The following is a 23585-nucleotide window of genomic DNA, read 5'->3' as shown; positions in this document are numbered from 1 at the left end:
TCAAGTTCCAATGTCGGTGTATGAAGTGACACTTTTACAATTTCTTTTTTTATTTGTTCTGATGACATTTCCCCTTCGCACAAAGCAAGGGAGTACCTCTAAGAACGCCCAAAGGCTGTTTTGAGCAATTCGATTTGTTTTCCCACTGGATTATCATCTTCTAGAGCACAGGAGGCCGCAGTTTCCCACCCAGCACGCATATAGGTTATCCGCGCTTCTAAACGCAATGAATGAGAAACAAATTGGCGAAAAACTTCTGGCAATTCATGCCAATGCGGGGTTTCAAGTTCCAATGTCGGTGTATGAAGTGACACTTTTACAATTTCTTTTTTTATTTGTTCTGATGACATTTCCCCTTCACGCTCTGCGCGAAGAAGAAGGAGTTGAGAAGCGATTTGCATAAGTCGTGTACTTAAATACATAGCCTCTTTTGCATAGATTGCAGAAACCTCTGCCGAAAGAGAGCGTGCTACTAATTTCCCTTCTGAGTCAATATACGCTGCGGTTTTTTCAATCAGCGCCATTGTTTCTTCATAGAGACGATTAAAAGCATTTTCAAAAGCATTATGCTCAATCATGATAATAGGTTCATCATATGGACGTTTATGTACACTCACGCTTTTATACTCCAAGTATCAGCACAAAATTATACCACTCAACGAACAGAGTATTAAAAAGTTTCTTTTGTTGCTGTATAGAACGCTTTTTTTAAAACTGCTACCTCTTTTAATTTTTTTGCGCAACGCACTTTTTATACTAAGGTTAACGTGCCCAACAAACACTATAGGAATGTTTTTTATAAACGGATCATTTTCCTTGAAAATGACCACTGCCAAGATTGCCGTTTTTCACAATAATAAGCGACTCCAAATTGCAAAGCAATACCCGTTATTATTAAGAGGGTATCGGAAAAAAACGTTTCTGTCATCACTGTTTTTATAATTTGTCCAAACATCGCAAAAATGGTTCCCGTTACAAAGACCGGTAAACTATGTTTTCCTAAAATTGCTAAAGGATGTTTCTGAGAGACATAAAACCATTTATTGATGCACGGCAAAGAAAGAATGAGAAAGGCTAATGCAAGAACATGGAGTAAACGTGGCAAGCTTAAAAAGGTTTTATTAAAGTTCAACAAGGGGGAAGACCAGCCAAGCCACCCCAAAATGCCCCACCAGTTTAAGCGAACCCATAACAGCGCCAACAAGAGATACGCTGCCGCACAAACAATCCAAAAAGACTGAAAAGCGATTTTTTTTCCTTGTTTAAGCGCTAAAGTACTGGTCAATCCTATGACAAATAAGAATTGCCAAGACAAAGGATTTAAAAACCACTTTCCCTTTAAAGGATAAGAAGGAGGAGCAATTTTATAAAATCCGCAGATAAGATACAGTGTAAAGGAGCCCAAAAGCAGCCATTTTGTCTGCTTACAACTCAAATAAAGGATAAAAGGCGCAAAAAACATCAAAACGATATAAAGAGGAAGAATATTATTATATCCCAATTGATGCCCAAAGCTTAAGGTACTCAAAAATGCGATACCAGGCTCTTTAAAAAAGAGTCCCACATTGTTCATCGATAAAAGTTTTTCTGTTTTCCATAATAAAAAGGCAGCAAAAAAAAGACTTAACGTGACAAAAGTAGTAAAAAGATATGCACCATAGAGCTGCAGAGCTCTGTACCAAAGTTTTCGGATAATAAAAGCAAAGGATTTTTGCTGTAACCGTCCATGAAAGCTTAACCCAAGAGCAATCCCTGAAAGCAAAACAAACACTTCTGCACAATCAGAAAAACCGAAATTTCTATGAGTAAAAGACTCATAGATCGTTCTGGGAATATGGTTGATGAAAATCGTCAATAAGGCTAAAGAACGAAAAACATCAATACGTGTATCACGGCGAAAAGGTTGAGTATTATGCTCAAGAATACCTTGGTATTTCATCAGTGGACTCCCACACGTCACACCCCCCTTGAAGTCCCATAAAAATGGTGCTTACCCTTATTGCCAACAAGCATGAACAGGATGAAATTTTAATTTTTAAGTGTCAAGTTTCATTTTAAGCGTTTATTTTTTAAAAGGCAAAAGTTTTTTAAAGGCAAAAGAACGAAAAGCGTCCATACGTGTATCACAACAAAAAAGCAACATATTATGCTTAAAAACACTTTTATTTCTCATAAGCAGGCTCCCACACACCCACAAATCCTTTAAATTACGTGAAAATGGTGGTCACTTTTATCACAAATAAGCATAATAGAATGAAACTTTAATTTTTAAGCATTATTTTTTCTAAGAAATAGGGATTTGACATGACACAACAAAAAAATAAACCAATTGATCCACCTCTTTTCCCTCAGTTGATTTTAACACTTGATGTTCGGCGCAACACCCCACACACATTTTTGCAGCAAATTTTGCAAACAAAGTCTTTTGCATGCGTTATCCTCTATGATTCTGAAAAGTTGAAAGATGATGGCTCTTTTTTACAACAACAAGCGCAAACTTACGCAGAAGATATTCAACATCATGACGCAGCCCTTCTCATCGCTGATGACAGCCGCATTGCTGGGCGCATAAAGGCTGATGGATTGCACATAGAAGATGATCTTAACGCTCTTGAAAGCTTCAAAAATCAGCAAAAGGAACAAAAAATCATAGGCTTTGGCAATTTACGCAATCGCCATAGTGCTATGCTTGCAGCGGAAACAGGTGTTGATTACCTGTTCTTTGGAAAACTCGGTGCTGATAAAAAACCCCAAGCGCACCCCCGCAATCTCCAGTTAGCAACATGGTGGGCAGAAATTATGCAAACCCCCGCCATTATCCAAGCAGGAAGCGATTTTTCAACCTTTGATGAAGTCTTAAAGACTGGATGTGAATTCATTGCTGTAGAAGAAGTGATTTTTGGGAACGACAACCCCTTAATACTGCTTAAAACAATGCAAGAAAAATGTGAAAACACCCCCTTGTAATATAGGAGGAGAATTTATAAATAAAGTGTTAACCTTCGTGCTTCTTATATAGAGCACATAACGGCATATACAAATAGGAGAAAAATTCGTTTCGTTCATTCACAATTCAATCAGATCGCTTCATCACGCAGTAAAATTTCCCATCATTTAGTCAAGTTTTCCCACGTTTCAATCAATTGAATGGAAGGTGACCGTCTCTTTTTGTGCATTGTATAAGAAAATGAAATCATAAAGCTATTTAAATTCAAATAGTTATAAAAATAAATCAACATTTTATATTAATAACCAGCGATATTGAAAGAATATAAACAGTGAAATATAGTGGCACCTTCGAAGACCTTAAAGATATAGTTAAAACAGCTGGATATAAAATCATAGAAACTAAGTCTCTATCACTTAATTCTTCTAAAGGATATCAGATCAAAACCTCCGAAGGAGGCGTTATTAATTGGTATGAAAGCACAGGAAAACTTCAAGTTCAAGGCAAAGAAAACATAAAACAAAAGTTAATAGAAGATTTAGCAAAGCATCTAGAAGAAACATCAACGATTCCTTCCTCAAAAACTGCCCCCAATCCCTCAAATAAAAAAATCTTTATCGTTCATGGCCATGACCATATTGCTCTAGAGCAACTTGAACTTATTCTTCGCAGGCTTGATCTCGAACCATACATCTTAAAAAATACTGGTGGTAATGGTTTAACCCTCATTGAAATTTTGGAAAAAGAAGCTTGTAACGATTCTATAGGATTTGGTATTGTGCTATTTACTCCCGATGATATAGGCTATGCTAGATCTGACAAGGAAAAAAAAGAACAATTTCGTGCACGACAAAACGTTATTTTTGAAATGGGCATGTTAACCGCTGCACTTTCTCGCAAAAATGTCGCTATTCTAAAAAAACAAGACCTTGAACTCCCTTCAGATTTTGGTGGGCTTAAATACATTCCTTTTAAAGAACACGTAAAAGAAACACTTCCGGATCTTATTGATCGACTATGTGAAGCCGGCTACAATTTAGATGCAAAAAAATTTGCTACAGCATCACGTTAAATTTGAATAATGCTTATGTTTATTTTTTAAAGCGCACGCCCAAAACCACATGCCACCCCACCACATTCCACAGACACACATCCTATAGCACAGAGAAACGATCACCCCCCCCTTCTTCAAACAGCAAGCGATTGTGCAAATTTTAATGAAGAGACCGCGCGTGAATTCACTACCGTGGAAGAAATCATTTTAGTCTCTTTGATAAACGCGGGGCTGATGTCATGATTTTGGTAATTGTTCCAGAAAGGTTTAAGAGGCAGCCTCTCATTAGATTAAAGAAAAATAGGAAATTCACGTCGGGCATGTACTACAGCTACAATTTCGATTTGATGTGCAGCTACTCGATACAATATAAGGTAATTTGGATGCGCTACAATTTCTCGTAATCCTAATACCTTCTCACTCTGTCTGTATAAATATGGATGTTCAGCCAATGGCAGTACGGATGCTTCCAAAAACCTTTTCATTCGGCGCGCAGCAGATGGATTTTCGCGAGCAATATAGGTAACATCTGACGCAAATTGTCGCGCGCCGAAGACAACCAAACAACCGGAAGCATCACTTGTCCTGTTCAGCTTCAAGCTGACTGATTATAACTTCCATTTCAGCCATAACCTCATCATGCGGAATAGGAGGATATGGATTTGCAAGACTGCTCGCTACCTTATCGCGCAGCCATGCAGTGTAGCTGCTTTCCTGTTCAACGGTTTCGAACTCTGAAATTAGCGGAGAAAGGGTGGGCTTCATAATATATGTCCTTTCTATTCCTGAATATTGGAGATAATTACTCTTGTCTATGTTGTCAATATTAGCGAATTGAAAATGTTTAACTTTTAAGCGTCCAAAGTTCTTTTGATCTTAAAACTTAAGGCTTTTTAACCCTCTCAAAAAACACGAAGGCTAATGTCATGATTTTGACAATCATTCCAGAGAGATTTAAGAAGCGGATAGCCTCTCATAAAAAAACAAATTTTGTAAGTAAAAAACTATTTTTATTGTAAATTTCCTAAAATTACTTTATGAATTAAAAGATGTTTTGGTCGCATACGCAACGACCAAGAGGGTCTTGAAAGCCCGAAAATCTAAACATGAATTTACCCCACTTTGTGGGTATCCCGGAATTCCGGGAGTTTTTGCTATGTCCAGGTGCTTTAAGCACTAAAAGCAAAAAAAGCTGATTAGATTTCAGTACTTTCAAGCTCCCGGAATACTCATGCGAGGGCGCTCGCAACCGGCGGGGAAAAATGCAATCTCAAAATCTTAATATTGATCTTTTTATTGGCAAAAAAATTCGTTTGAGACGAAAAATGCTAAAAATGTCTCAAACAACTTTAGGACACGCTTTAGGTGTCACTTTCCAACAAATTCAAAAATATGAAAAAGGCTTAAATCGTGTCAGCGCAGGGCGTTTAATGGAAATTTCTGATATTTTGAATGTTCCCATTGCCTTTTTTTATGCCGATATCATTACAAAACAACAGCCCCCATATCATCATGATGAAATCGCATCAAGCACAGAGGAATACCTGCTGCTCAAAAGATTTAGAGTTCTAACAACGGTAAAAAAGAAAGCCTTTTTACAGCTGATCTCTGATGAGAATGCAAGCTAACATCACACGGATAGCGTGCGCTATTCATAAGCATTCATACGTATTTTAAAAAGCAACCTCCATTGTAAGCATTTTTTCATTTTATGGGGATAAGCCATTGATATAATAGAAGATAAGCATCTTTACATACGATAACCCCTCATCATTATTATTTTTAACAGGACTGTATTATTTTTAACAGAACTGTTTTAAACAGTCTGTCTCTCGTCGACATTTATGCTACTTTTTTAACTTACCCAACCCTACCTTGAACCAAGACGAAAAACTGAGAGATAAAAAGTAATATAGAAATGAAATTCTTATACGGCTTGTAATGATGAAAAAAAAATGTGAAAATTCTGATCGGTAATGAGGAGAAAACACCATGATCAAGAGAAGCGTGAAGCTGCTTATCTTAGGCGTGATTGGGCTTGCAAGTTCTGCTGTAATTTCAGCGGGAAACACTGAAGAAATCTCAAATTCTGAAAGCTCTTTCAATACGATTCAAGAAGCTTCAAACACTCAAGAACCCTTTCAGCCCTTAAAAGCTGGAGACTATGACCAAGCCTATGACTATTACATCCAAGGTTATTATTTAAAAGCTTTTCGTGAAGCACTCCGACGTGCTGAAAAAAATGATCCTTTTGCACAAACTCTTCTTGCCCGAATTTATATGGAAGGATGTGCTGTTCCTATTGACGGTGCGCGTGCTGCTTTATGGTTTGAACGCGCTGCAAAACAGGGGGAACCCCAAGCACAACTACGCTATGGACTTATGTTGTTTGATGGTAACTTTATAAAACAAAATCAAGGACTTGGTGAGCAATTCATTCAAAAAGCTGTCAAAGCAGGCGTCAAGGAAGCCTATTTTTATTATGGACAACTGCTTCTTTATAAAGCCTCACAGGAAAAACAAGCTCTCCCTGGTGTTTCTTCCCAAAGTCGTGAAAATGAAGCAATAGAGCAAGCCTTAAAATGGTACTTAAAAGGTGCTGCTCTTGGCGATGCTGATGCTGCTTTTTCTGCTGCAAAAATTCTTTCCTTAGGCACGTTAAAGCGACCAAAAGATGATCGCAATGCCCGCAAGCTCATGGAGGTAGCGGCTCAAAACAATCACTTAAAAGCTCAACTTCATTTAGCACAATGGCTTGTACAGGGGCGTGGAGGAGAAACAGATTTTCAGCGTGCTTTTCATTTACTTCAAAGAAATGCGATCAACATGGTAGCACCAGCACAGATTTCCCTTGCAAGGCTTTATCGAGATGGCACAGGAACAAAAGGCGATATAATAATGGCAGCGGCATGGTATATGCTCGCAAAGGAGGCAAAAATGCAAGCTCCTGATCTTGAAATAATGCTCCAAGGCATGGATAAGGCACAACTAGAAAAAGCGCACAAAGAAGCAATAAAGCTCCTTCCTGTTTTTTAAAATACTCCTCTCTGCATCAAAAAGATAAAATTTATAGAAATTCCGGGAGATTTTGCTCTGTCCAGGTGCTTTAAGCACTAAAAGCAAAAAGGCTGATTTGAGTTCAGTATTTTCAAGCTCCCGGAATACCAATGCGAGGACGCTCGCAACCGGAGGGGGCTTTAAAATGCGAGCCAAAAATCTTGATAACGACATTTTCATTGGTAAAGAAAACGCACTGGTATCATTTGCTTAAGCAAACAATACCCAATAAGCAAAAGAGCTAGGCTATCCTGAAAATTCCGCAAGCTCTATTTTTTCATTCTTTTTGCTTGGACGAAAAACACGCCGTCTCTTATAAAAAAGCTATTTTTTATTGTAAATTTCCTAAAATTACTTTATGACTTGAAAAGTGTCTTGGTCGCATACGCAACGACCAATAGGGATCTAAAAACCCGAAAACTCAAACATGAATTGACCCCGCTTTGCGGGTATCCCGGGATTCCGGGAGATTTTGCTATGTCCAAGTGCTTTCAGCACTAAAAGCAAAATGCTGATTTGAGTTCAGTGTTTTTAGACTCCCGGAATACCAACGCGAGGGCGCTCGCAACCGGCGGGGGCTTTAAAATGCGAGCCAAAAATCTTGATAATGACATTTTCATTGGCAAAAAAATTCGTTTGAGACGAAAAATGCTAAAAATGTCTCAAAAAACATTAGGTCAACATTTAGGTGTTACTTTCCAACAAATCCAGAAATATGAAAACGGCTTAAATCGTGTCAGCGCAGGGCGTTTAAAAGAAATTGCCGATATCTTAAATGTTCCACTTGTTTTTTTCTATGCGGACACCTCAGCAAAACAACAGCCCCCATACCTTCATGATGAAATCGCATCAAGTACAGAAGAATACCTGCTGCTCAAAAGATTTAGAGTTCTAACCTCGATAAAACAAAGAGCCATTTTACAATTACTCTCTGATCAAAATGAAAGCTTTTAACATCATAATATAGGGCGCTACACTCTCTATTCTTGACTTGCCTCCCACCCCTCAAAGGACAGAAGCCCCTTCCCTATCCAGTTGGGAAACAATCCGTCTTCTCAGAACAGAACTCTTTTAGCTTCCCATTTTATGTGGTTCATTTCACAAGATTATCCGGACAAGCTCCCTCAAATATTCACCACACACTCTCATAAAAACATCACATGTGCAAAATTTGATACCTTATAGCACCACACCTCAAACGATAGTATTTTACAGCAAACAGGATAAGCATTCATACGTATTTAAAAAAAGACATCCCTCAAAAAGCAATGCTTGAAAATTTTTTTGATCAATCTGGAATAACACTTAACACATCATTTTATAATGGTGATAGAGGACATGATCTTAACATGCAAACGCAAAAAATTGCTTTTTTATCATAATCACTAAAAGCAGCTGTTTATTAAAATATACGCCACCAGAAGCACTTCAAACAGCCTTTACAGCTGAAACCATTATTCATTGATTAATTAACCGATTGATTAGATACCGATATGTTGTTAATGTGCTATAAGTAAAGTTGCTCTTATTTCTGGAAGAGGAGCTTCGCAAATAAAGAGCAACAATAAGTAAGGGGAATTAAAGATGTTAAAATATTTATTGCTGTCACCGGTTGTGTTGGTGGCTGGTTGCGCATCTGTAGGCAATTATTCATCAAATTATGTTGATCAAAGTCTTACAAAGCGTCAGGCACAATTAGTCGCTAACAAATTTATTAGCGATATCAAGAGATCTCTACCACCAGCTACAACCACACTTCTTATAAAGAAAAATAATACAGCAGACAGCTTTACTCCTTTATTTATCAATCTGTTGCGACGGAATGGATATAATGTGATCTATACAGATCAACCTCAAAAGCAGCAAAACATGGGTGTGAATTTGAGTTATAGAATACAATTAAATAGTAGAGTTATAGTGTCTCTTCTTCAGTATAATGTGAACGGAGAACCACGTGCTCATATAAGTACTCAGCCCAAATGAACCCGCTATTTAATGTAAACATTCTCTATATTTTACACGTAAAGACTTAAAAGCTCTTGCGAAAGGCAAAGAGATTTGCACCTCAATAAAAAACCTCATTTTTAGCCAGAGTGGATAAATTTTATTATAGATTGTGACAATACAAAATAGTGTAAATTATAGCTTTAAGATTTAAGAAAAGAAGAATACTAAAAATAATGAAAATGCCCCACACCCTAGTGAATTGTTACGCGAAGATGTAAATGCAAAACTTGGACTATCTGTGATTGAAGCAGCTGAAGAGTTTTCTATATCCCGTGTAGCATTTTCTAGGGTCTTGGTAAAATCCTTATAACGACATTTTCAGTGGCAAATTCATTGGCAAAAAATTCGTTTGAGACGAAAAATGCTAAAAATGTCTCAAACAACTTTAGGACACGCTTTAGGTGCCACTTTCCAACAAATCCAGAAATATGAAAACGGATTAAATCGTGTCAGCGCAGGGCGTTTAAAAGAAATGGCCGATATCTTAAATGTTCTACTTTCCTTTTTCTATGCTGATATCTTAACAAAACAACAGCCCCCATATCATCATGATGAAATCGCATCAAGTACAGAAAAATACCTGCTTCTCAAAAAATTTAGAGTCCTAATCTCGATAAAACAGAAAGCCTTTTTACAATTACTCTCTGATCAAAATGAAAGCTAACATCATACGATAACACACACCACGCTCTATCCCATGAGACACTCATAATAAACTCCGTATTCACATATTCTTAATTAAAAACACCTCATGGTTTTAGGGAACTTATATCATTACCATCAATTATATCATTGCCATCAATGATGATATTTTACGACACAACGGGATAAATTTCCCCAAAAATTCTAAAAAATTTTTGTGCAAATTTTTAAAAAGCTTGCGTCTGAGCGCTTTTTATGGTCTTGCAAAGAACTGAAAAGCAAAAATACATAAAGGTCGTTTTTTACTTAAGCTTTTCTCTTTGCAAAAAGCAGGAGAAAGCCCATAAAGAGCACACAGGACCATGAGAGAGCCGCAAGGTTAATCAAAGGGATTTTAGCCCGAAAATAACAAAAGAGCTTGACTGTTAAAGGCAGCAAAGAAAAGCGCCATAAAGACAACAAGAGAGTTCTTTTTGCAAGAATAGAATTGGATAGAAACGATGAAAATTAATGGCAATGAAATTCGCCCTGGTAATGTGATCGAACATCAAGGAAGTTTATGGGTTGCTGTTAAATGCAACGCTGTAAAACCAGGAAAAGGTGGTGCATTTAACCAAGTTGAAATGAAAAATTTGATTGATGGTACAAAACTTAATGAACGATTTCGCGCTGCTGAGACCGTTGAACGCGTGCGCCTTGAACAAAAGGATTTCACATTTCTTTATCAACAAGGGGATGCTTTGGTCTTTATGGATTCAGAATCTTATGAACAACTTGAACTTCAAAAGGATTTTGTTGGTGAACGTGCTGCGTTTCTCCAAGATGGGATGACTGTCACAGTTGAACTTTATCAAGAAAAGCCTATTGGCATCTCACTTCCTGATCAAGTTGCTGTCACGATTGCGGAAGCCGATCCTGCCATCAAAGGACAAACGGTTACCTCCTCTTATAAACCCGCCATTCTTGAAAACGGGATTCGTATTCTTGTTCCCCCCTTTATGAATGCTGGTGAACGTATCATTGTAGACACCAATGAGTTGATTTATTTGCGTCGTGCAAATGAAAAAGATAAATAAAGGAATAAAAAATGGCCCATTCTGCAGTCATGAATGTCATGGTGCAAGCTGCAATGAAAGCAGGACGCTCGTTGGTACGTGATTACGGTGAAGTGCAAAATTTGCAAGTGTCTTTGAAAGGACCAGCAGATTATGTCAGCCAAGCAGATCGCAAAGCGGAAAAAATTATTTTCAATGAATTAAGCAAAGCGCGCCCCAAATTTGGTTTTCTGATGGAAGAGTCAGAAGAAATCATTGGAGAAGATTCACAACACCGTTTTATTGTTGACCCTTTAGATGGCACCACAAATTTTCTCCATGGCATTCCTTTTTTTGCTGTTTCCATTGCCTTAGAAAGCCAAGGGAAAATCGTTGGTGGTGTCATTTACAATCCCGTGAATGATGAACTCTTCACCGCAGAACGCGGGTGTGGTGCTTTTTTCAATGACCGACGCTGTCGCGTTTCTGCACGGCGCAGACTAGAAGATTGTGTCATTGCCACAGGCATGCCTCATTTTGGTCGCCCAAATCATGGAGCCTATCTTATTGAATTACGTAATGTGATGGCAGAGGTTGCCGGACTTCGCCGTTTTGGTGCTGCTGCGCTTGATTTAGCTTATGTTGCTGCTGGAAGAACCGATGGCTTTTGGGAAGATAACCTGCAAATTTGGGATATGGCTGCTGGAATACTGATGGTTCGTGAAGCAGGTGGTTTTGTCACCGATAAAGAAGGCGGTAGCGATATATTCCGCAAAAAAAATATCATTGCCGGCAATGAACACATTCGCCTAAAATTAGAAAAAACCCTCAAAAAAGGCATTTAAACCTCAGAAAAGATCTAGCAGATTACGTCAGCCAAGCAGATCGCAAAGCGGAAAAATTATTTTCAATGAATTAAGCAAAGCGCGCCTCAAATTTGGTTTTCTGATGGAAGAGTCAGAAGAAATCATTGGCGAAGATTCACAACACCGTTTTATTGTTGACCCTTTGAGATGGCACCACAAATTTTCTCCATGGCATTCCCTTTTTTGCTGTTTCCATTGCCTTAGAAAGCCAAGGAAAAATCGTTGCTGGTGTCATTTACAATCCCGTGAATGATGAACTCTTCACCGCAGAACGCGGATGTAGTGCTTTTTTCAATGACCGACACTGTCGCGTTTCTGCACGGCGTAGACTAGAAGATTGTGTCATTGCCACGGGAAATGCCTCATTTTGGTCGTCCAAATCATGGAACCTATCTTATTGAATTACGCAATATAATGATGGAAGTTGCCAAACTTCGCCGTTTTGGTGCTGCTGCTCTCGAATTTAGCTTATGTCGCCGCAGAAAAAACCGATGGTTTTTGGGGAGATAACCTGCAAATTTGGGATATGGCTGCTGGAATACTGATGGTTCGTGAAGCAGGTGGTTTTGTCACCGATAAAGAAAGCGGTAGCGATATATTTCGCAAAAAAAATATCATTGCCGGCAATGAACACATTCGCCTAAAATTAGAAAAAACCCTCAAAAAAGGCTTAAACTTTATAGTCTTTTAAAAAGCCCCTTAAAATCAGTCCCCCTCCTTAGAATTTTATAAAATCCGAAAAAAGCAATGTAGAGAAAGGATTTTCAACTTTCTTTACAGACACAATAGAAAATGATGAATGAAACACCATCACCAATCATCAAGCCCCCATCCCCCCTAAAGATGCAATTATAGCTTAGCCAATGTTATTAAAGCTGATGTTTTTCTCAATCCCCCTGCAAACAAACTGAAAAAGGCAATAAACACAAATCCCATCATAACAAAACGCCACAAGAAGCAATTATCGTCCCCAAAGCAAGAACACAGTCTATTTACTCCTCAATATATGCTCTTTACAGTGCGCTATCCATTGATCGAAAATCTCCTCTCTCATAAAAGCTGCCGCATATGTTTAAGAGTTTTCACTCTTTTCCACCACTACATAATAGCAGAAATTTCAGAAAAACCACTGATTCAGTGGGCTGTTCTCTACCCCTTTATTCAACCGTTTTACAAATAGTTTATCAAATGCCGCCGACATTTATAATAATGAAAATCTTTGTTTTCCAAAATTGCTTTCTGCATTTCACTTGCAAGCTGCTCTTTATCTTTTTCAACAGCCTCTTTCAGCGCCTTTATCTTCTCATTACCGAAGATAATTTTTAATTTTTCTTTTAATTTTTTTTCCTCAACAAACTTCTCCCAAAAGATCAATCGGTTATCACATGTCTCATTTGCTGCTTTTATCCATTCTCTGGCTCCTAATTTGTAAGCTTCTTCAAATGTTGGATTCCCCTCAGCTATGGAAAGATTTTTTGCTCTATTTGTGTCATTCTCTTTACAAGTATTGATTACATCTCTAACTGTGACAGAATGGCAACCATTATCAAAGGCAACATAGCCTTTTTTCACTGTTTTAATAAGCTTCTTATAGTAAATGAAAGTTTCTCTTGCCGCCTTATAATCACTGGAAAAATCACACAACAACAACAACACTTTCTTTTTACAATATAATAATAAAATACACTCACCAGACCAAGATTCCGAAAGCTTTAGCATTTCCTCTATCTCTTCGTGTTCTGTACTTATAGATATGTTGTCCCACAAAGTATCTGTAAATTTTTTCTTTTTATCCTCCCCTGTAGAGTTGTTTTCCTTTTGGTGCTGTTTGCATTCAGCTGTAATCATATCATCAAGAACATATAACCACCAATGAAGTAATAACATCGTAGGTTGACTCCGTTTTTTGTTCGTAAGAGGATCTACAAACTTTTGCAGAGTTATTCCATTCTTTCTCATTAATCGCACTGCTTTTACAAAAAATTTCCTAAAATACGAGGTATCCAAGAGACTACATATTTTTTTGTAATGTTCATAAGTAAGTTTTTTTTCGAGTGCTTGTTTGTACAATAAACGCACTTCGTGCTCCCCTCGAACACAAATATCCTTTACAAATGGAAGCCGATCTCCACTGAATTTCATATCTTCCCTAGGATTTTTTATCCCCAGTACGTCTCTTTCCCATAGCCTTACTCCCTCATCCCATTGTTTCAACCATTCCTGCGATATTTTTTGAGTTTTTTTAACAAGCCTTTGTTCCCCTTGAGCAATAATATCTTGATATCCAGCGCACTCTTGCTCTTTTTGCTCAAGTTGTTTAGTTAAATGCTTGTTCTGATAAATTGCCAATGCAAGCATTAAGCTTCCCCCACAACACACTATCATTGCCAAACCGAACAAAAAATCCACTGAGTATCCCAAATACCACGACTTCCCCATCCATATGATGCACAAAATCATAACGCCGAATCTTCCGCTCCCACATTTTTTCCCCCATTTCCAAATGACCTTAATTGTAGCTATTATGAAAGCTATTGCCAATTTTATGTCTTCTTCCATTCTTGCTCTCTTTTATTCCCACCAATATTTAACGCAGCTCTTTTATCGATTTCTCGATATTGTATCATTATGTGTACATATGATTTGAAAATCACTACATATTATATTTTAATAAAAACAACACACAAAATATAGATATTTTTGTTTGTAAAATAAAACAATTTGTATTTAATTGTACTGCTCTAATGATTTATGCACTTTTAAGAAGAGCTTTATAATTCTTAAAATGCACTCCCACAATATTGGTTCAAAGTACTCAAAAGCCTAACACAGCAAAACATGGCTGCGTGCTCACCTTGTTTTATAAAATTGATAAAAAGCGTCTTTCTACTCATTTATCGGCTCTTTTTTAGTAAAGCGACATCATCATACACTTTCCTAATCCCCTCAATATTACTACAGCCCCTAAAACTTGAGACGCTTCATGAAGAAGACTTATTCTTTCTTTAAGTATTTTTACTTCACGCGAGCTCTCTCTGCTTGGTATATGCAAGAGACATGGTTTTGACTAATGCAACATAATCAAATTTGAAACGAGAAATTCCATGTAAGATCTTTCATGAAAAACAATGAGTTATCATTATAAATCAACGTGAAGATACTGTTATAAAGAGAACTCCTCGCTCATCTTAATAGTCCATAGCGATTTAACTGGATATCGTTTTATATTCTGTACACAGAAGTGTCTTTATAAAAATACTTCATCTCAGGCAAAAAAAAAAGAACAGCCTATTAAAAAAGAAAAACATCTCAATGCTTGCCTTTCTTTTTTCCATGAGAGTTTCAAATTGATAAGCCTGTCTGAAAAGAGTACTGTTTATGCCCTTAAAAATACTGCTCTTGTATCAAGATCACTTACTCAGATGAGAATTGCAGTTTAGCCAAATGCGCATAAACATTATTTTTTTATAATGAGTTGTGTGTTCCTTCTTCCACAAAAGCGCCTTTATCCATCACGAGAATACGATCTGCTTTTAAAACTGTTGCCAAACGATGTGCAATGACCAAGGTTGTATGATTTGCATCAATCCTTCTAAGGCATCTTGCACTAACTTTTCACTGTTTGCATCTAAAGAAAATGTTGCTTCATCAAGCAGTAAAAGTTTGATTTATAATAATAATTCATTGTTTTGTATGTTGAATGAGAATCCCGAATACCGTAAGATTCTCTCATTTCAAACCTGTTCCATGGTGAACCAATCAAAACCATGTCTTTTGCACGTACCAAGCGGAGAGAGCCCGCGTGAATAAAAAAACTATTAAGAAAGGACTTAAAATGCCTATAATAAATTATCTCAAGTGCCAAGGGCTGTAGCAACATCCACGAGTTGGCAAATACAATGATGGTGCCGGCTTGCAACAAGAGGGCTGCATTTCTTAAAATCGCCCGTGCAATACCGATGCGTTGTTTTTGCCCCCAGAAAGCATAGTACCACGTTCTTCTACTTGCGTATCAAAGACGTTTGGTAAAGCTTGAATAAATTCAAATACATTGGCAGCTTTAGAAGCGGAAAATACTTCCTCTCCGTGGGTATGTTCAGTTCCAAAAAAGAAGAAAAGTTTGCAATTATTTTATTTCAAGTCTTTATACTCTAGGGAAGAAAGGATTTTTGCGTGTATTTCAAAATGATTTTTGAATTTAAAAAACGCAACCACAATGATTTATAGACCCATCTGTTTATGTCGGATGCGTTTTTGAATTAATATTTAAAGTGCACTCTTTGATAGGATAAAAAATCCATCCATTTGCAATCGTTTTGTTTAAAACCCTTGTACCCCATAAAGAGGAGGCTTTTACATGCCAATATTACCAAAACGATTTTTGAATTTAGAAAGACGACCACCACGATCTACGAGCGTTTGGGAGCCACCTGTCCATGCCGGATGCGTTCTTGGATCAATATCTAGATTAAGAGTATCGCCTTCTTTTCCCCAAGTAGAGCGCGTCGTATATTGGGTTCCATCCGTCATAACAACGGTAATTTTGTGATAGTTGGGGTGAATATTCGCTTTCATGCGTCAAACCTTTTGCGTTTATAGAATGAAATAGCACTTGCTTGTTTTTTTAAGTGCACTTCCTTTGTCTTTTTGATACATTGATTAAAGTATTTATTCCTATAACTGAGCACGCATCAAAAAACAAGTGTTCAAGATACATCATTGTATCAAGTGTTACAAATCCAATACAGTGAGCAAAATTTTATGACATTACGTTCTCGTTCAGAAAAATCGACAAAGCCTTCCCCTAAGAAATCTTCATTCTCTTCGCTTGCAATTTTTGTTCCTTATCTTTTGCGCTATCGTTGGTTGTTTATCTTTGCTTTTCTAGCGTTATCTGTTGCTGCTCTTGTCACATTAGCTTTGCCTGTGGCTATCCGCCAAATGTTTGATCATGGGTTTTCTACTTCAAGCCATGGACATATCAATTTTTACTTTGGAATTTTGTTTATCTTAGCCTTGTTTCTCGCATTTGCTTCAGCAGCCCGTTATTACTGTGTTATCACCTTGGGAGAACGGATTGTTGCCGATTTACGGCGTGATGTGTTTGTCCATATTATGAAACTTTCTCCTGCTTTTTTTGATCGGTCACATTCAGGAGAGATTGTTTCAAGGCTTCTAACAGATACCACACAAATAAAATTAGCTGTGGGCTCTACCGCCTCTACCGCTTTACGTCAGCTGATTATCGTGATCGGAGCCGTCGTGATGATGGTGATCACCAATGCTAAATTGTCTTTGTTGGTTTTAGCGGCTATTCCTGTTGTGGCCATTCCCTTGGTAGTCTTTGGACGTAAAGTTCGCTCTCGTACCCGCACGGCGCAAGATCGTCTTGCAGATGCCAATGCTGTTGCTACAGAGCAGGTAAGCGCTATTCGCACTGTGCAAGCTTTTACCGCTGAAAAACTCGTTACAATACGTTTTTCACAATTGATAGAACGTGCTTTTCAAACAGCACGTGCTTCTGTAATCTTGCGCTCCTTTTTTACGGGGTTTGCAATTTTTTTGGTTTTTAGCAGTGTGGTTGCTGTTTTATGGATTGGATCGCGTGATGTTTTGAATGGAACGATGACAGGAGGAACATTAGGGCAATTTGTCCTTTATGCGGTTTTTGGAGCTTCTACTTTTGCGCAATTATCGGAACTGGGAGCAGAATTAATCCAAGCAGCAGGCGCTGCTGAACGGCTTGCCGAATTGTTACAAGAACAACCTACTATTGTAGCTCCTAAAAATCCTTTATCATTGGAGCAACCTGTTCGAGGTGAACTTGTTTTTGATCAGGTTGATTTTACTTATCCTTCTAGACCACAAGAGAAGGTTTTACGCTCGCTTTCATTTTCTGTAAAAGCAGGCGAAACGGTTGCTTTTGTTGGGGCTTCTGGAGCAGGAAAAAGCAGCATTTTTTCTTTGATCCTTCGTTTTTATGATCCGACAAATGGAACAATTCGGTTGGATGGCATGGAAATTAATCGCCTTTCTTTACAAGATTTACGCAGTGCAATTTCCTATGTTCCACAAGATGTCGCCATTTTTGATGGAACATTGCGTGATAATATTATTTTTGGAACTGAAACTACCCATGAAGAGGAAATCCTTGCTGCCGCTAAAGCGGCTAATGCACTTGAATTTATTCAAGCTTTACCAGATGGCTTGGATACGCAAGTAGGAGAACGTGGTACCATGCTTTCTGGGGGGCAAAAACAACGCATTGGTATTGCACGGGCAATTTTAAGAAATGCGCCCCTGTTACTACTTGATGAAGCAACATCTGCTTTAGATGCAAACAGTGAAAAGTTGGTGCAAGACGCTTTAGAAGGATTGATGCAAAATCGAACAACATTGGTCATTGCACATCGTTTGGCAACAATTTTAAAAGCAGATCGTATTCTTGTGATGGATAAAGGCGCCCTTGTGGAAGAAGGAACCCATGCCGAACTTGTGGCAAAAAATGGCGTTTATGCTTACCTCGCAAAACTCCAATTTTCGCCTGAGTAAGTGATCTTGATACAAGAGCAGTATCTTTAAGAGCATAAACAGCACTCTTTTCAGACAGGCTTATCAATTTAAATCTCTCATAGAAAAAAGAAAAGCAAGCATTGAGATGTTTTTCTTTTTTAACGGGCTGTTCTTTTTTCTGCGCAAGATGGAGTATTTTTATAAAGACACTTCTGTGTACAGAATAATACCCAGTTAATCTCTATGGGCTATTAAGATGTGCAAGGAGTTCTCTTCATAACAGCACTGTCACGTTGATTTATAAGGATAATTCATTGTTTTTCATGAAAGATCATGAATACCATAGGATTTTCTCATGTCAAACCCTCATAGTGAGTCAAACAAAATCTCTTGGCTTGCACATCACAAGCAGAGTTGGCGTGTGGAGTAAAACGGTACAAGAAAGAGGTAAAATACCTCCCTTGCCCCTTTACGTTCTAAGGGCTGTCAAAATATTGGGGCGCTGACAAAAGAGTATACGCTGGCAAAAAGTATAATAGGTGCTCGCTTTCTTGAAGCCTTTATGCGGCTCATTTGATAGGCTCTAGGGACACAAGCTCTATCCTAAAGACTGACCACACTCTTTAAAAAACTGAATATTAAAATTTTTTCATGCCCTCTCTCACCGCTCTAAACAATAGTGTTTACCGAAAATCATGACAAATTGTAACTCACAAATACGCTTCTCTCTATTGCAAGAGTATCCTTTTATGCTCTTTCAAAAACACGAACACTTTTTGAATATTGTTTGCAGATCCGTCTTATTGAAAAAGAGCAAAGACTTTTTTAGCACTTTTGGGCTTCTTATAACTTTTGTATGAGCGCGTATAAGCAACAGCTTTTATAATAAACTGGCTTTTGGCAAAATTGTAAAATTTTATCAAATTTATTGTTTTTAAATATCACCACGACCACTGTTCTGCTCTTGCAGACACGCAACCTCAAAACACTTTCTCTTTGCTCACAAATCGTCTCTCCAGCTCTCTCTTTCAGGCATAGCCCATAAAAATAAGGATAGAGTACTTCGATTGAACACCATCTTCTCACCCCCTGCCCCATATATTTTACAGCTCTCAATTTTATAGCATCCCCTGTCGTGCTTTAAGAAGGCATTTTAACGATGATAAGAACATGTACAAAGAGGATATATCTTTAGGGTATTTATGTTTTAAAGCTTGCACGAAATCGTAATTTTTTTGTATAGCGAGTCAAGCATATGCAGAACTGACACCCTAACCATTTCAAACCATTCAGCTGTTTCAGGAACAGATAAGCCAAGTTCTACGATTATATCTTCAACCATGCATTCACCGAAGTACGGAGGATTTTCATCATTTTTTAGCGCTCCCTCTTCAGTGATCCTCTAGATAATTAACTTCATTCAGCATCTATACCAGCAAAGCGAAATATTACGTGCTAATTTTCCTTTACATTCATTAGCCAAGCCCCCCTCAAAATGACCTTTTAATAAATAGAGCTAAAAGGATAAGTCTTCAAAACCATTTGGTGAGATAGCTATATCAAGAGCACCTAAAATACGCCTTAGTTTCTAAGATAGGTAACTTTCCCCCCTTTTATCGTATCAGTCTTGTAGAAGGCTTTAAACCCTTTATGTTTAAATCAATAAATCATAATTGGATTATATTGCATAAAGATGCTTTTTCTCATTTTTCCATTTAACACACGATAAGTTACCATTTAGGCACGATGAGAAGCTTGCCCCTTATATCATGATTTCAGAACCGCATGAGAAGAATAAAAGATGATGTGGCTTAATAAGAGAGTTTGTTCATAAGCCGTTTTTCTGTCTTAAGGTCAAGGATGCCGTTAGGCGCAACTTGTAAAGGGTTGCCTTGAGGCTTAAGGACCCAAAGCTTGTTAGCCCCTTCATTGAACGCGGGTCTGATGTCATTATTTTGGAGAGCGATTATTAAGAATTTGAGAGGCAGACAGCCTCTCATTTTGATTTGTATGCAAACGAATTGCACCCTATTTATTCAGGGAGAATAAGAACATACCCAGGAGGTGCTAAACGGAATAAGAGAGCGTCGTAACCCCACGCAGCAGACAGGCAGCAAATAGAAGAAACGCCTTCAGCAATTGCCATGAGTAATGCGAACGATATACCGGCTTCATCTGCTGTTGCGTCACGGCGTTCTAAGTAGTATCCGACAAAAAAGAAAAAGCACCCTATTCCACTCACCGACCCAAAAACTTTTAATGCGGTATGAACCGGTCCACGTATGCTGAGCAAGATAATAAAAATTATGAAAGTAAATACTGTAAAGATCCCTTCGAATACCCCACGCACCATATTGCACAATTTTCGCATCATAATTGCAGAAAAGCTCTGTTCTGCGTATCGATTTTTTCTTTTGATGCTTGTATTCTTAGAAGATATGCTGTTATTTTTAGAAGATATACCGTCCACAACTCCCCCCGTTTTAAGCCAAGATGCTATGAAGTTATTTATTTTTAATTATATCATCACAAAATACAAGAAAAATTTATCCATTTTAACGAAAAAATAGGTGTTTTATTGAGGTACAAATCTATTTTCTTTCGCAAGAGTTATTCAATTCGTTCGCCAATAGAAAAACTACCCCCATTGAAGAGGAAGCTATCCTGACGCAGAAAAGCTTCATAAGCTGTATTCCAATCCGCTCAGAAATCGCAACTCTCTAATCTACCCGCTTAATCCACCTTTGAAACTGCAATAAAATAAATTCTGCTGATGACAAGTAATGACAACATGAAAAAGAAAAAATATCACAATATCAAACTCTTCAATACAGTATGAGCTTTCTGATTTTCACTCAAAAAGCAAGTGCCCACCCATGAACGACACCATACTAAAGTGCTGTGCATTCACAAATTTCCTAGCATTATCTCCCCTTCTCGAAATTGCACCTCTCCCGCAATCTTATCTCTCGATAGCACCCATTAAAGACTTTTAAAAGGTCCAAGGAAAAAACTCTCTGAGAAAGCTTTCAAGTCTAAAACGCCCCCGCCATTTTTATCATGATGAGGGCACAAAAAATCACGCAGAAACATGCAAAATCTCTCCGCATTTAAAAACAGGGCTTGTGCTTCAATCGCACGCTTTTTCTTGTTCTCTTGTCCATTGTCCCAAAGCCGCAAGATGGTTCATCCGAGCCCGATGACGAAATGCCTTCTGTGCAACAGCAATATTTTCATCTTTTCCCGCCCATGCTTTTAAGGCAGCTGCTTGCAGTGCTCGTCCATAGGAAAAGGTCAATTTCCAAGGCAATACGCCCAAAGAATTCATGGCAGATAAATGCGCCGTTGCTTCCTGATCAGACTGCCCTCCAGAAAGAAAAGCAATTCCGGGAACAGCGGCAGGAACAGTCTGTTTAAGCACTTGGACAGTCTTTTCAGCAACTTCTTCAACAGAAGCCTTGCGAGCATCCTTTCCATCAATCACCATATTGGGCTTTAAAATTATCCCCTCCAAAAGAACACGAGCTTCAAACAATTCTTTAAAGACAGCTTGCAAAACAGTGCGTGTCACCTCAAAGCAGCGTGTAATTGAATGCCCACACGATGATCCATCCATCAACACTTCCGGCTCAACAATGGGCACAATATTGAACTCCTGACATAAGATAGCATAGCGTGCAAGAGCTTGTGCATTTTGTCTTATGGCGCCTCTTGTTGGCAAAGTGTGTTCATCAATAGCAATTACCGCACGCCATTTAGCAAAACGTGCTCCCAAAGCATAATAATTTTTTAGCCGCTCACGAAGACCATCCAACCCTTCGGTAATTGTTTCTTGGGGAAAAGCAGCCAAGGGTTTTGCACCGGTATCAACTTTAATCCCTGGCAAAGCGCCTGAATCCCGAATAAGATCCGTCAACATTTTCCCAGTTGATGTTTTTTGCCGAATGGTTTCATCAAATAAAATAACCCCAGAGATGGCGTTTTCCATCGCTTCTTTTGTACTAAAAAGCATTTCACGATAAGCACGGCGCCTATCTTCATTGGATTCAACACCAATGCTTTCAAAACGCTTTCCAATGGTCGCCGTACTTTCATCTGCCGCCAAAATACCTTTACCTGCATGCACCAAAGCAAGTGCAATATCTTCAAGCCGTTCATTCATAAAAAATTCCTCTTTATTTTGTCTTAATTTCTAAAAATGCGCAACACTATCAAAAAACACTCTACACGACTGTATAGTTTTTCTTTAACCTTCCCTTCAAAGAAGCCCTTTAAGCCTGCATGAGGGCAAGAATACCAGGAAGAGTCTTTCCTTCCATCCATTCCAAAAAAGCTCCTCCAGCAGTCGAAAGATAAGTAAAATCATTGGCAACACCGGCATGATTAAGGGCAAAAACCGTATCGCCCCCTCCCGCAATTGAAACCAACTTTCCCGTCAAACTACGTTCTGCTGCATGGCGTGCAACGGCAATGGTTCCCTTATCAAAGGGAGACATCTCAAAAACACCAAGGGGTCCATTCCACACAAGAGTAGCAGCTTCATCTATCGCAGCATTGATATGCGCAATAGAGCGCGTCCCAATATCCAATATCATGCCATCTTGTGGAATATCTTCAATGTCATAAAGACGATGCGGTGCATCTTTTTCAAAACGAAATCCAACGACAGCATCCTGAGGGAGCAGAAGCGTACAGTGACACTCTTGCGCTTTTTTAATGATTTTTTTTATCGTTTCCATCAATGCATGTTCACACAGTGATTTTCCTACATGGATACCTTGTGCAGCTAAAAAACTGTTAGCCATCCCCCCACCAATAATTAAGGAGTCAACTTTTTCCACCAAATGATTGAGCACAAAAAGCTTACTAGAAACCTTCGCTCCTCCCACAAGGGCAACCACAGGACGTGCTGGATTGCCAAGTCCTTTTTCTAATGCCTGCAATTCACCTTGCAAAGAGCGTCCTGCATAAGAAGGCAACAAATGCGTTATTCCCTCCACCGAAGCATGGGCACGATGAGAAACTGAAAAAGCATCATTAACATAGAGATCTCCATTATGAGCCAAAGCTTCTGCAAAAGAACAATCATTCTTTTCTTCACCAGCATAAAAACGAACATTTTCAAGCAGTAAAACACCACCATTTTGTAATGACTCAACTGCAACCTGCACCGCCGAACCGATACAGTCCGGAGCAAAAGCAACCGGCTGATTAATGATCTTTTCCAGCACTTGCACAACAGGACGGAGTGAAAACTCTTGCTCTACCTTTCCTTTGGGGCGACCACAATGAGAAAGCAGAATAAGTTTAGCACCACATTTTTGTAGCTCAATGAGTGTCTCTTTATGCCGTACAAGACGCGTCTCGTCACAAACTTTGCCCTGTGCCATAGGAACATTAAAATCTACGCGCACCAGAACACGTTTGCCCAAAACATCAACATCATCAAGTGTACGAAACCCCAT

At 38.5% G+C, this 23585-nt stretch carries 20 protein-coding genes and 3 pseudogenes; 11 read left to right on the top strand and 12 right to left on the bottom strand.

Features of this window, described 5'->3' with window-relative positions:
* Positions 1-98 precede the first annotated feature (98 nt).
* Both ACFIJZ_RS02415 and ACFIJZ_RS02410 read right to left on the bottom strand, forming a co-directional pair.
* The gene (locus ACFIJZ_RS02415) at positions 99-617 is read right to left on the bottom strand and encodes a DUF1465 family protein (protein WP_375630932.1); all 519 of its coding nucleotides are present in this window, start codon (positions 615-617) and stop codon (positions 99-101) included.
* Between the two features lie 179 nt (positions 618-796).
* Complete coding sequence (locus ACFIJZ_RS02410) at positions 797-1939, bottom strand: OpgC family protein (protein ID WP_375630931.1); 1143 nt, start codon at positions 1937-1939, stop codon at positions 797-799.
* A gap of 365 nt (positions 1940-2304) precedes the next feature.
* Here ACFIJZ_RS02410 and ACFIJZ_RS02405 point away from each other — a divergent pair, with 365 nt between their 5' ends.
* A complete protein-coding gene (locus ACFIJZ_RS02405) occupies positions 2305-2967 on the top strand; it encodes a thiamine phosphate synthase (RefSeq protein ID WP_375630930.1) in 663 nt (220 codons plus the stop codon).
* A gap of 311 nt (positions 2968-3278) precedes the next feature.
* Positions 3279-4019, top strand: coding sequence for a TIR domain-containing protein (locus ACFIJZ_RS02400; RefSeq protein WP_375630929.1), 741 nt, complete (start codon positions 3279-3281; stop codon positions 4017-4019).
* A gap of 272 nt (positions 4020-4291) precedes the next feature.
* Here the strand turns inward: ACFIJZ_RS02400 and ACFIJZ_RS02395 are convergent, their stop codons facing one another.
* Positions 4292-4600, bottom strand: a complete 309-nt coding sequence (locus tag ACFIJZ_RS02395) for a type II toxin-antitoxin system RelE/ParE family toxin (RefSeq protein WP_273790474.1) — start codon at positions 4598-4600, stop codon at positions 4292-4294.
* A complete protein-coding gene (locus tag ACFIJZ_RS02390) occupies positions 4578-4766 on the bottom strand; it encodes an antitoxin (protein ID WP_375613201.1) in 189 nt (62 codons plus the stop codon). The genes ACFIJZ_RS02395 and ACFIJZ_RS02390 overlap by 23 nt, the downstream gene beginning before the upstream one ends.
* A gap of 497 nt (positions 4767-5263) precedes the next feature.
* On the opposite strand from ACFIJZ_RS02390, the gene ACFIJZ_RS02385 reads away from it, so the two are divergent.
* The 8 genes and pseudogenes from ACFIJZ_RS02385 to ACFIJZ_RS02350 all read left to right on the top strand — a co-directional run.
* On the top strand, positions 5264-5629 hold the full coding sequence (locus tag ACFIJZ_RS02385) for a helix-turn-helix domain-containing protein (protein ID WP_375630928.1): 366 nt from the start codon (positions 5264-5266) through the stop codon (positions 5627-5629).
* A gap of 364 nt (positions 5630-5993) precedes the next feature.
* A complete protein-coding gene (locus tag ACFIJZ_RS02380; RefSeq protein ID WP_375630927.1) occupies positions 5994-7037 on the top strand; it encodes a tetratricopeptide repeat protein in 1044 nt (347 codons plus the stop codon).
* A 606-nt stretch (positions 7038-7643) separates the two neighbouring features.
* On the top strand, positions 7644-8012 hold the full coding sequence (locus ACFIJZ_RS02375) for a helix-turn-helix domain-containing protein (RefSeq protein ID WP_375630926.1): 369 nt from the start codon (positions 7644-7646) through the stop codon (positions 8010-8012).
* A gap of 630 nt (positions 8013-8642) precedes the next feature.
* Entirely contained in the window at positions 8643-9041 is a 399-nt protein-coding gene (locus ACFIJZ_RS02370; protein ID WP_375630925.1) for a hypothetical protein, read from the top strand.
* 352 nt (positions 9042-9393) lie between these two features.
* Complete coding sequence (locus tag ACFIJZ_RS02365) at positions 9394-9729, top strand: helix-turn-helix domain-containing protein (RefSeq protein ID WP_375630979.1); 336 nt, start codon at positions 9394-9396, stop codon at positions 9727-9729.
* A 478-nt stretch (positions 9730-10207) separates the two neighbouring features.
* Positions 10208-10783: an elongation factor P gene (gene efp, locus ACFIJZ_RS02360; protein ID WP_015856958.1), complete on the top strand. Its 576-nt coding sequence runs from the start codon at positions 10208-10210 to the stop codon at positions 10781-10783.
* A gap of 11 nt (positions 10784-10794) precedes the next feature.
* Positions 10795-11586: an inositol monophosphatase family protein gene (locus tag ACFIJZ_RS02355; RefSeq protein WP_273790481.1), complete on the top strand. Its 792-nt coding sequence runs from the start codon at positions 10795-10797 to the stop codon at positions 11584-11586.
* A gap of 8 nt (positions 11587-11594) precedes the next feature.
* Positions 11595-12298: pseudogene (locus ACFIJZ_RS02350) on the top strand (inositol monophosphatase family protein); the annotation flags it as partial.
* 479 nt (positions 12299-12777) lie between these two features.
* On the opposite strand, the gene ACFIJZ_RS02345 reads toward ACFIJZ_RS02350, so the two are convergent.
* The 5 genes and pseudogenes from ACFIJZ_RS02345 to rpmE all read right to left on the bottom strand — a co-directional run bounded on the left by ACFIJZ_RS02345 (position 12778) and on the right by rpmE (position 16182).
* Complete coding sequence (locus tag ACFIJZ_RS02345; protein ID WP_375630924.1) at positions 12778-13965, bottom strand: hypothetical protein; 1188 nt, start codon at positions 13963-13965, stop codon at positions 12778-12780.
* The gene (locus tag ACFIJZ_RS02340) at positions 13925-14092 is read right to left on the bottom strand and encodes a hypothetical protein (RefSeq protein WP_375630923.1); all 168 of its coding nucleotides are present in this window, start codon (positions 14090-14092) and stop codon (positions 13925-13927) included. The genes ACFIJZ_RS02345 and ACFIJZ_RS02340 overlap by 41 nt, the downstream gene beginning before the upstream one ends.
* A gap of 980 nt (positions 14093-15072) precedes the next feature.
* Positions 15073-15269 (bottom strand): annotated as a pseudogene (locus ACFIJZ_RS02335) (ABC transporter); the annotation flags it as partial.
* Positions 15270-15535: 266 nt separating this feature from the next.
* A pseudogene (locus ACFIJZ_RS02330) lies at positions 15536-15714 on the bottom strand (ABC transporter); the annotation flags it as partial.
* A 246-nt stretch (positions 15715-15960) separates the two neighbouring features.
* Positions 15961-16182, bottom strand: coding sequence for a 50S ribosomal protein L31 (gene rpmE, locus ACFIJZ_RS02325; protein ID WP_005774581.1), 222 nt, complete (start codon positions 16180-16182; stop codon positions 15961-15963).
* A gap of 186 nt (positions 16183-16368) precedes the next feature.
* Between rpmE and ACFIJZ_RS02320 the strand changes: the two genes are divergently transcribed.
* Positions 16369-18159, top strand: coding sequence for an ABC transporter transmembrane domain-containing protein (locus ACFIJZ_RS02320; RefSeq protein ID WP_375630922.1), 1791 nt, complete (start codon positions 16369-16371; stop codon positions 18157-18159).
* A 1993-nt stretch (positions 18160-20152) separates the two neighbouring features.
* Here the strand turns inward: ACFIJZ_RS02320 and ACFIJZ_RS02315 are convergent.
* The 3 genes from ACFIJZ_RS02315 to ACFIJZ_RS02305 form a co-directional block, all read right to left on the bottom strand.
* Complete coding sequence (locus ACFIJZ_RS02315) at positions 20153-20494, bottom strand: hypothetical protein (RefSeq protein WP_375630921.1); 342 nt, start codon at positions 20492-20494, stop codon at positions 20153-20155.
* A gap of 756 nt (positions 20495-21250) precedes the next feature.
* Entirely contained in the window at positions 21251-22282 is a 1032-nt protein-coding gene (locus tag ACFIJZ_RS02310) for a class I fructose-bisphosphate aldolase (RefSeq protein ID WP_375630920.1), read from the bottom strand.
* A 109-nt stretch (positions 22283-22391) separates the two neighbouring features.
* Positions 22392-23585: a phosphoglycerate kinase gene (locus tag ACFIJZ_RS02305; RefSeq protein WP_375630978.1), complete on the bottom strand. Its 1194-nt coding sequence runs from the start codon at positions 23583-23585 to the stop codon at positions 22392-22394.

It is taken from the genome of Bartonella sp. CL70QHWL (assembly GCF_042194855.1).
Taxonomy (GTDB): Bacteria; Pseudomonadota; Alphaproteobacteria; order Rhizobiales; family Rhizobiaceae; genus Bartonella.
Note: the sequence above shows the minus strand (reverse complement) of the source record. Positions and strands in the feature narration are given on the sequence as shown.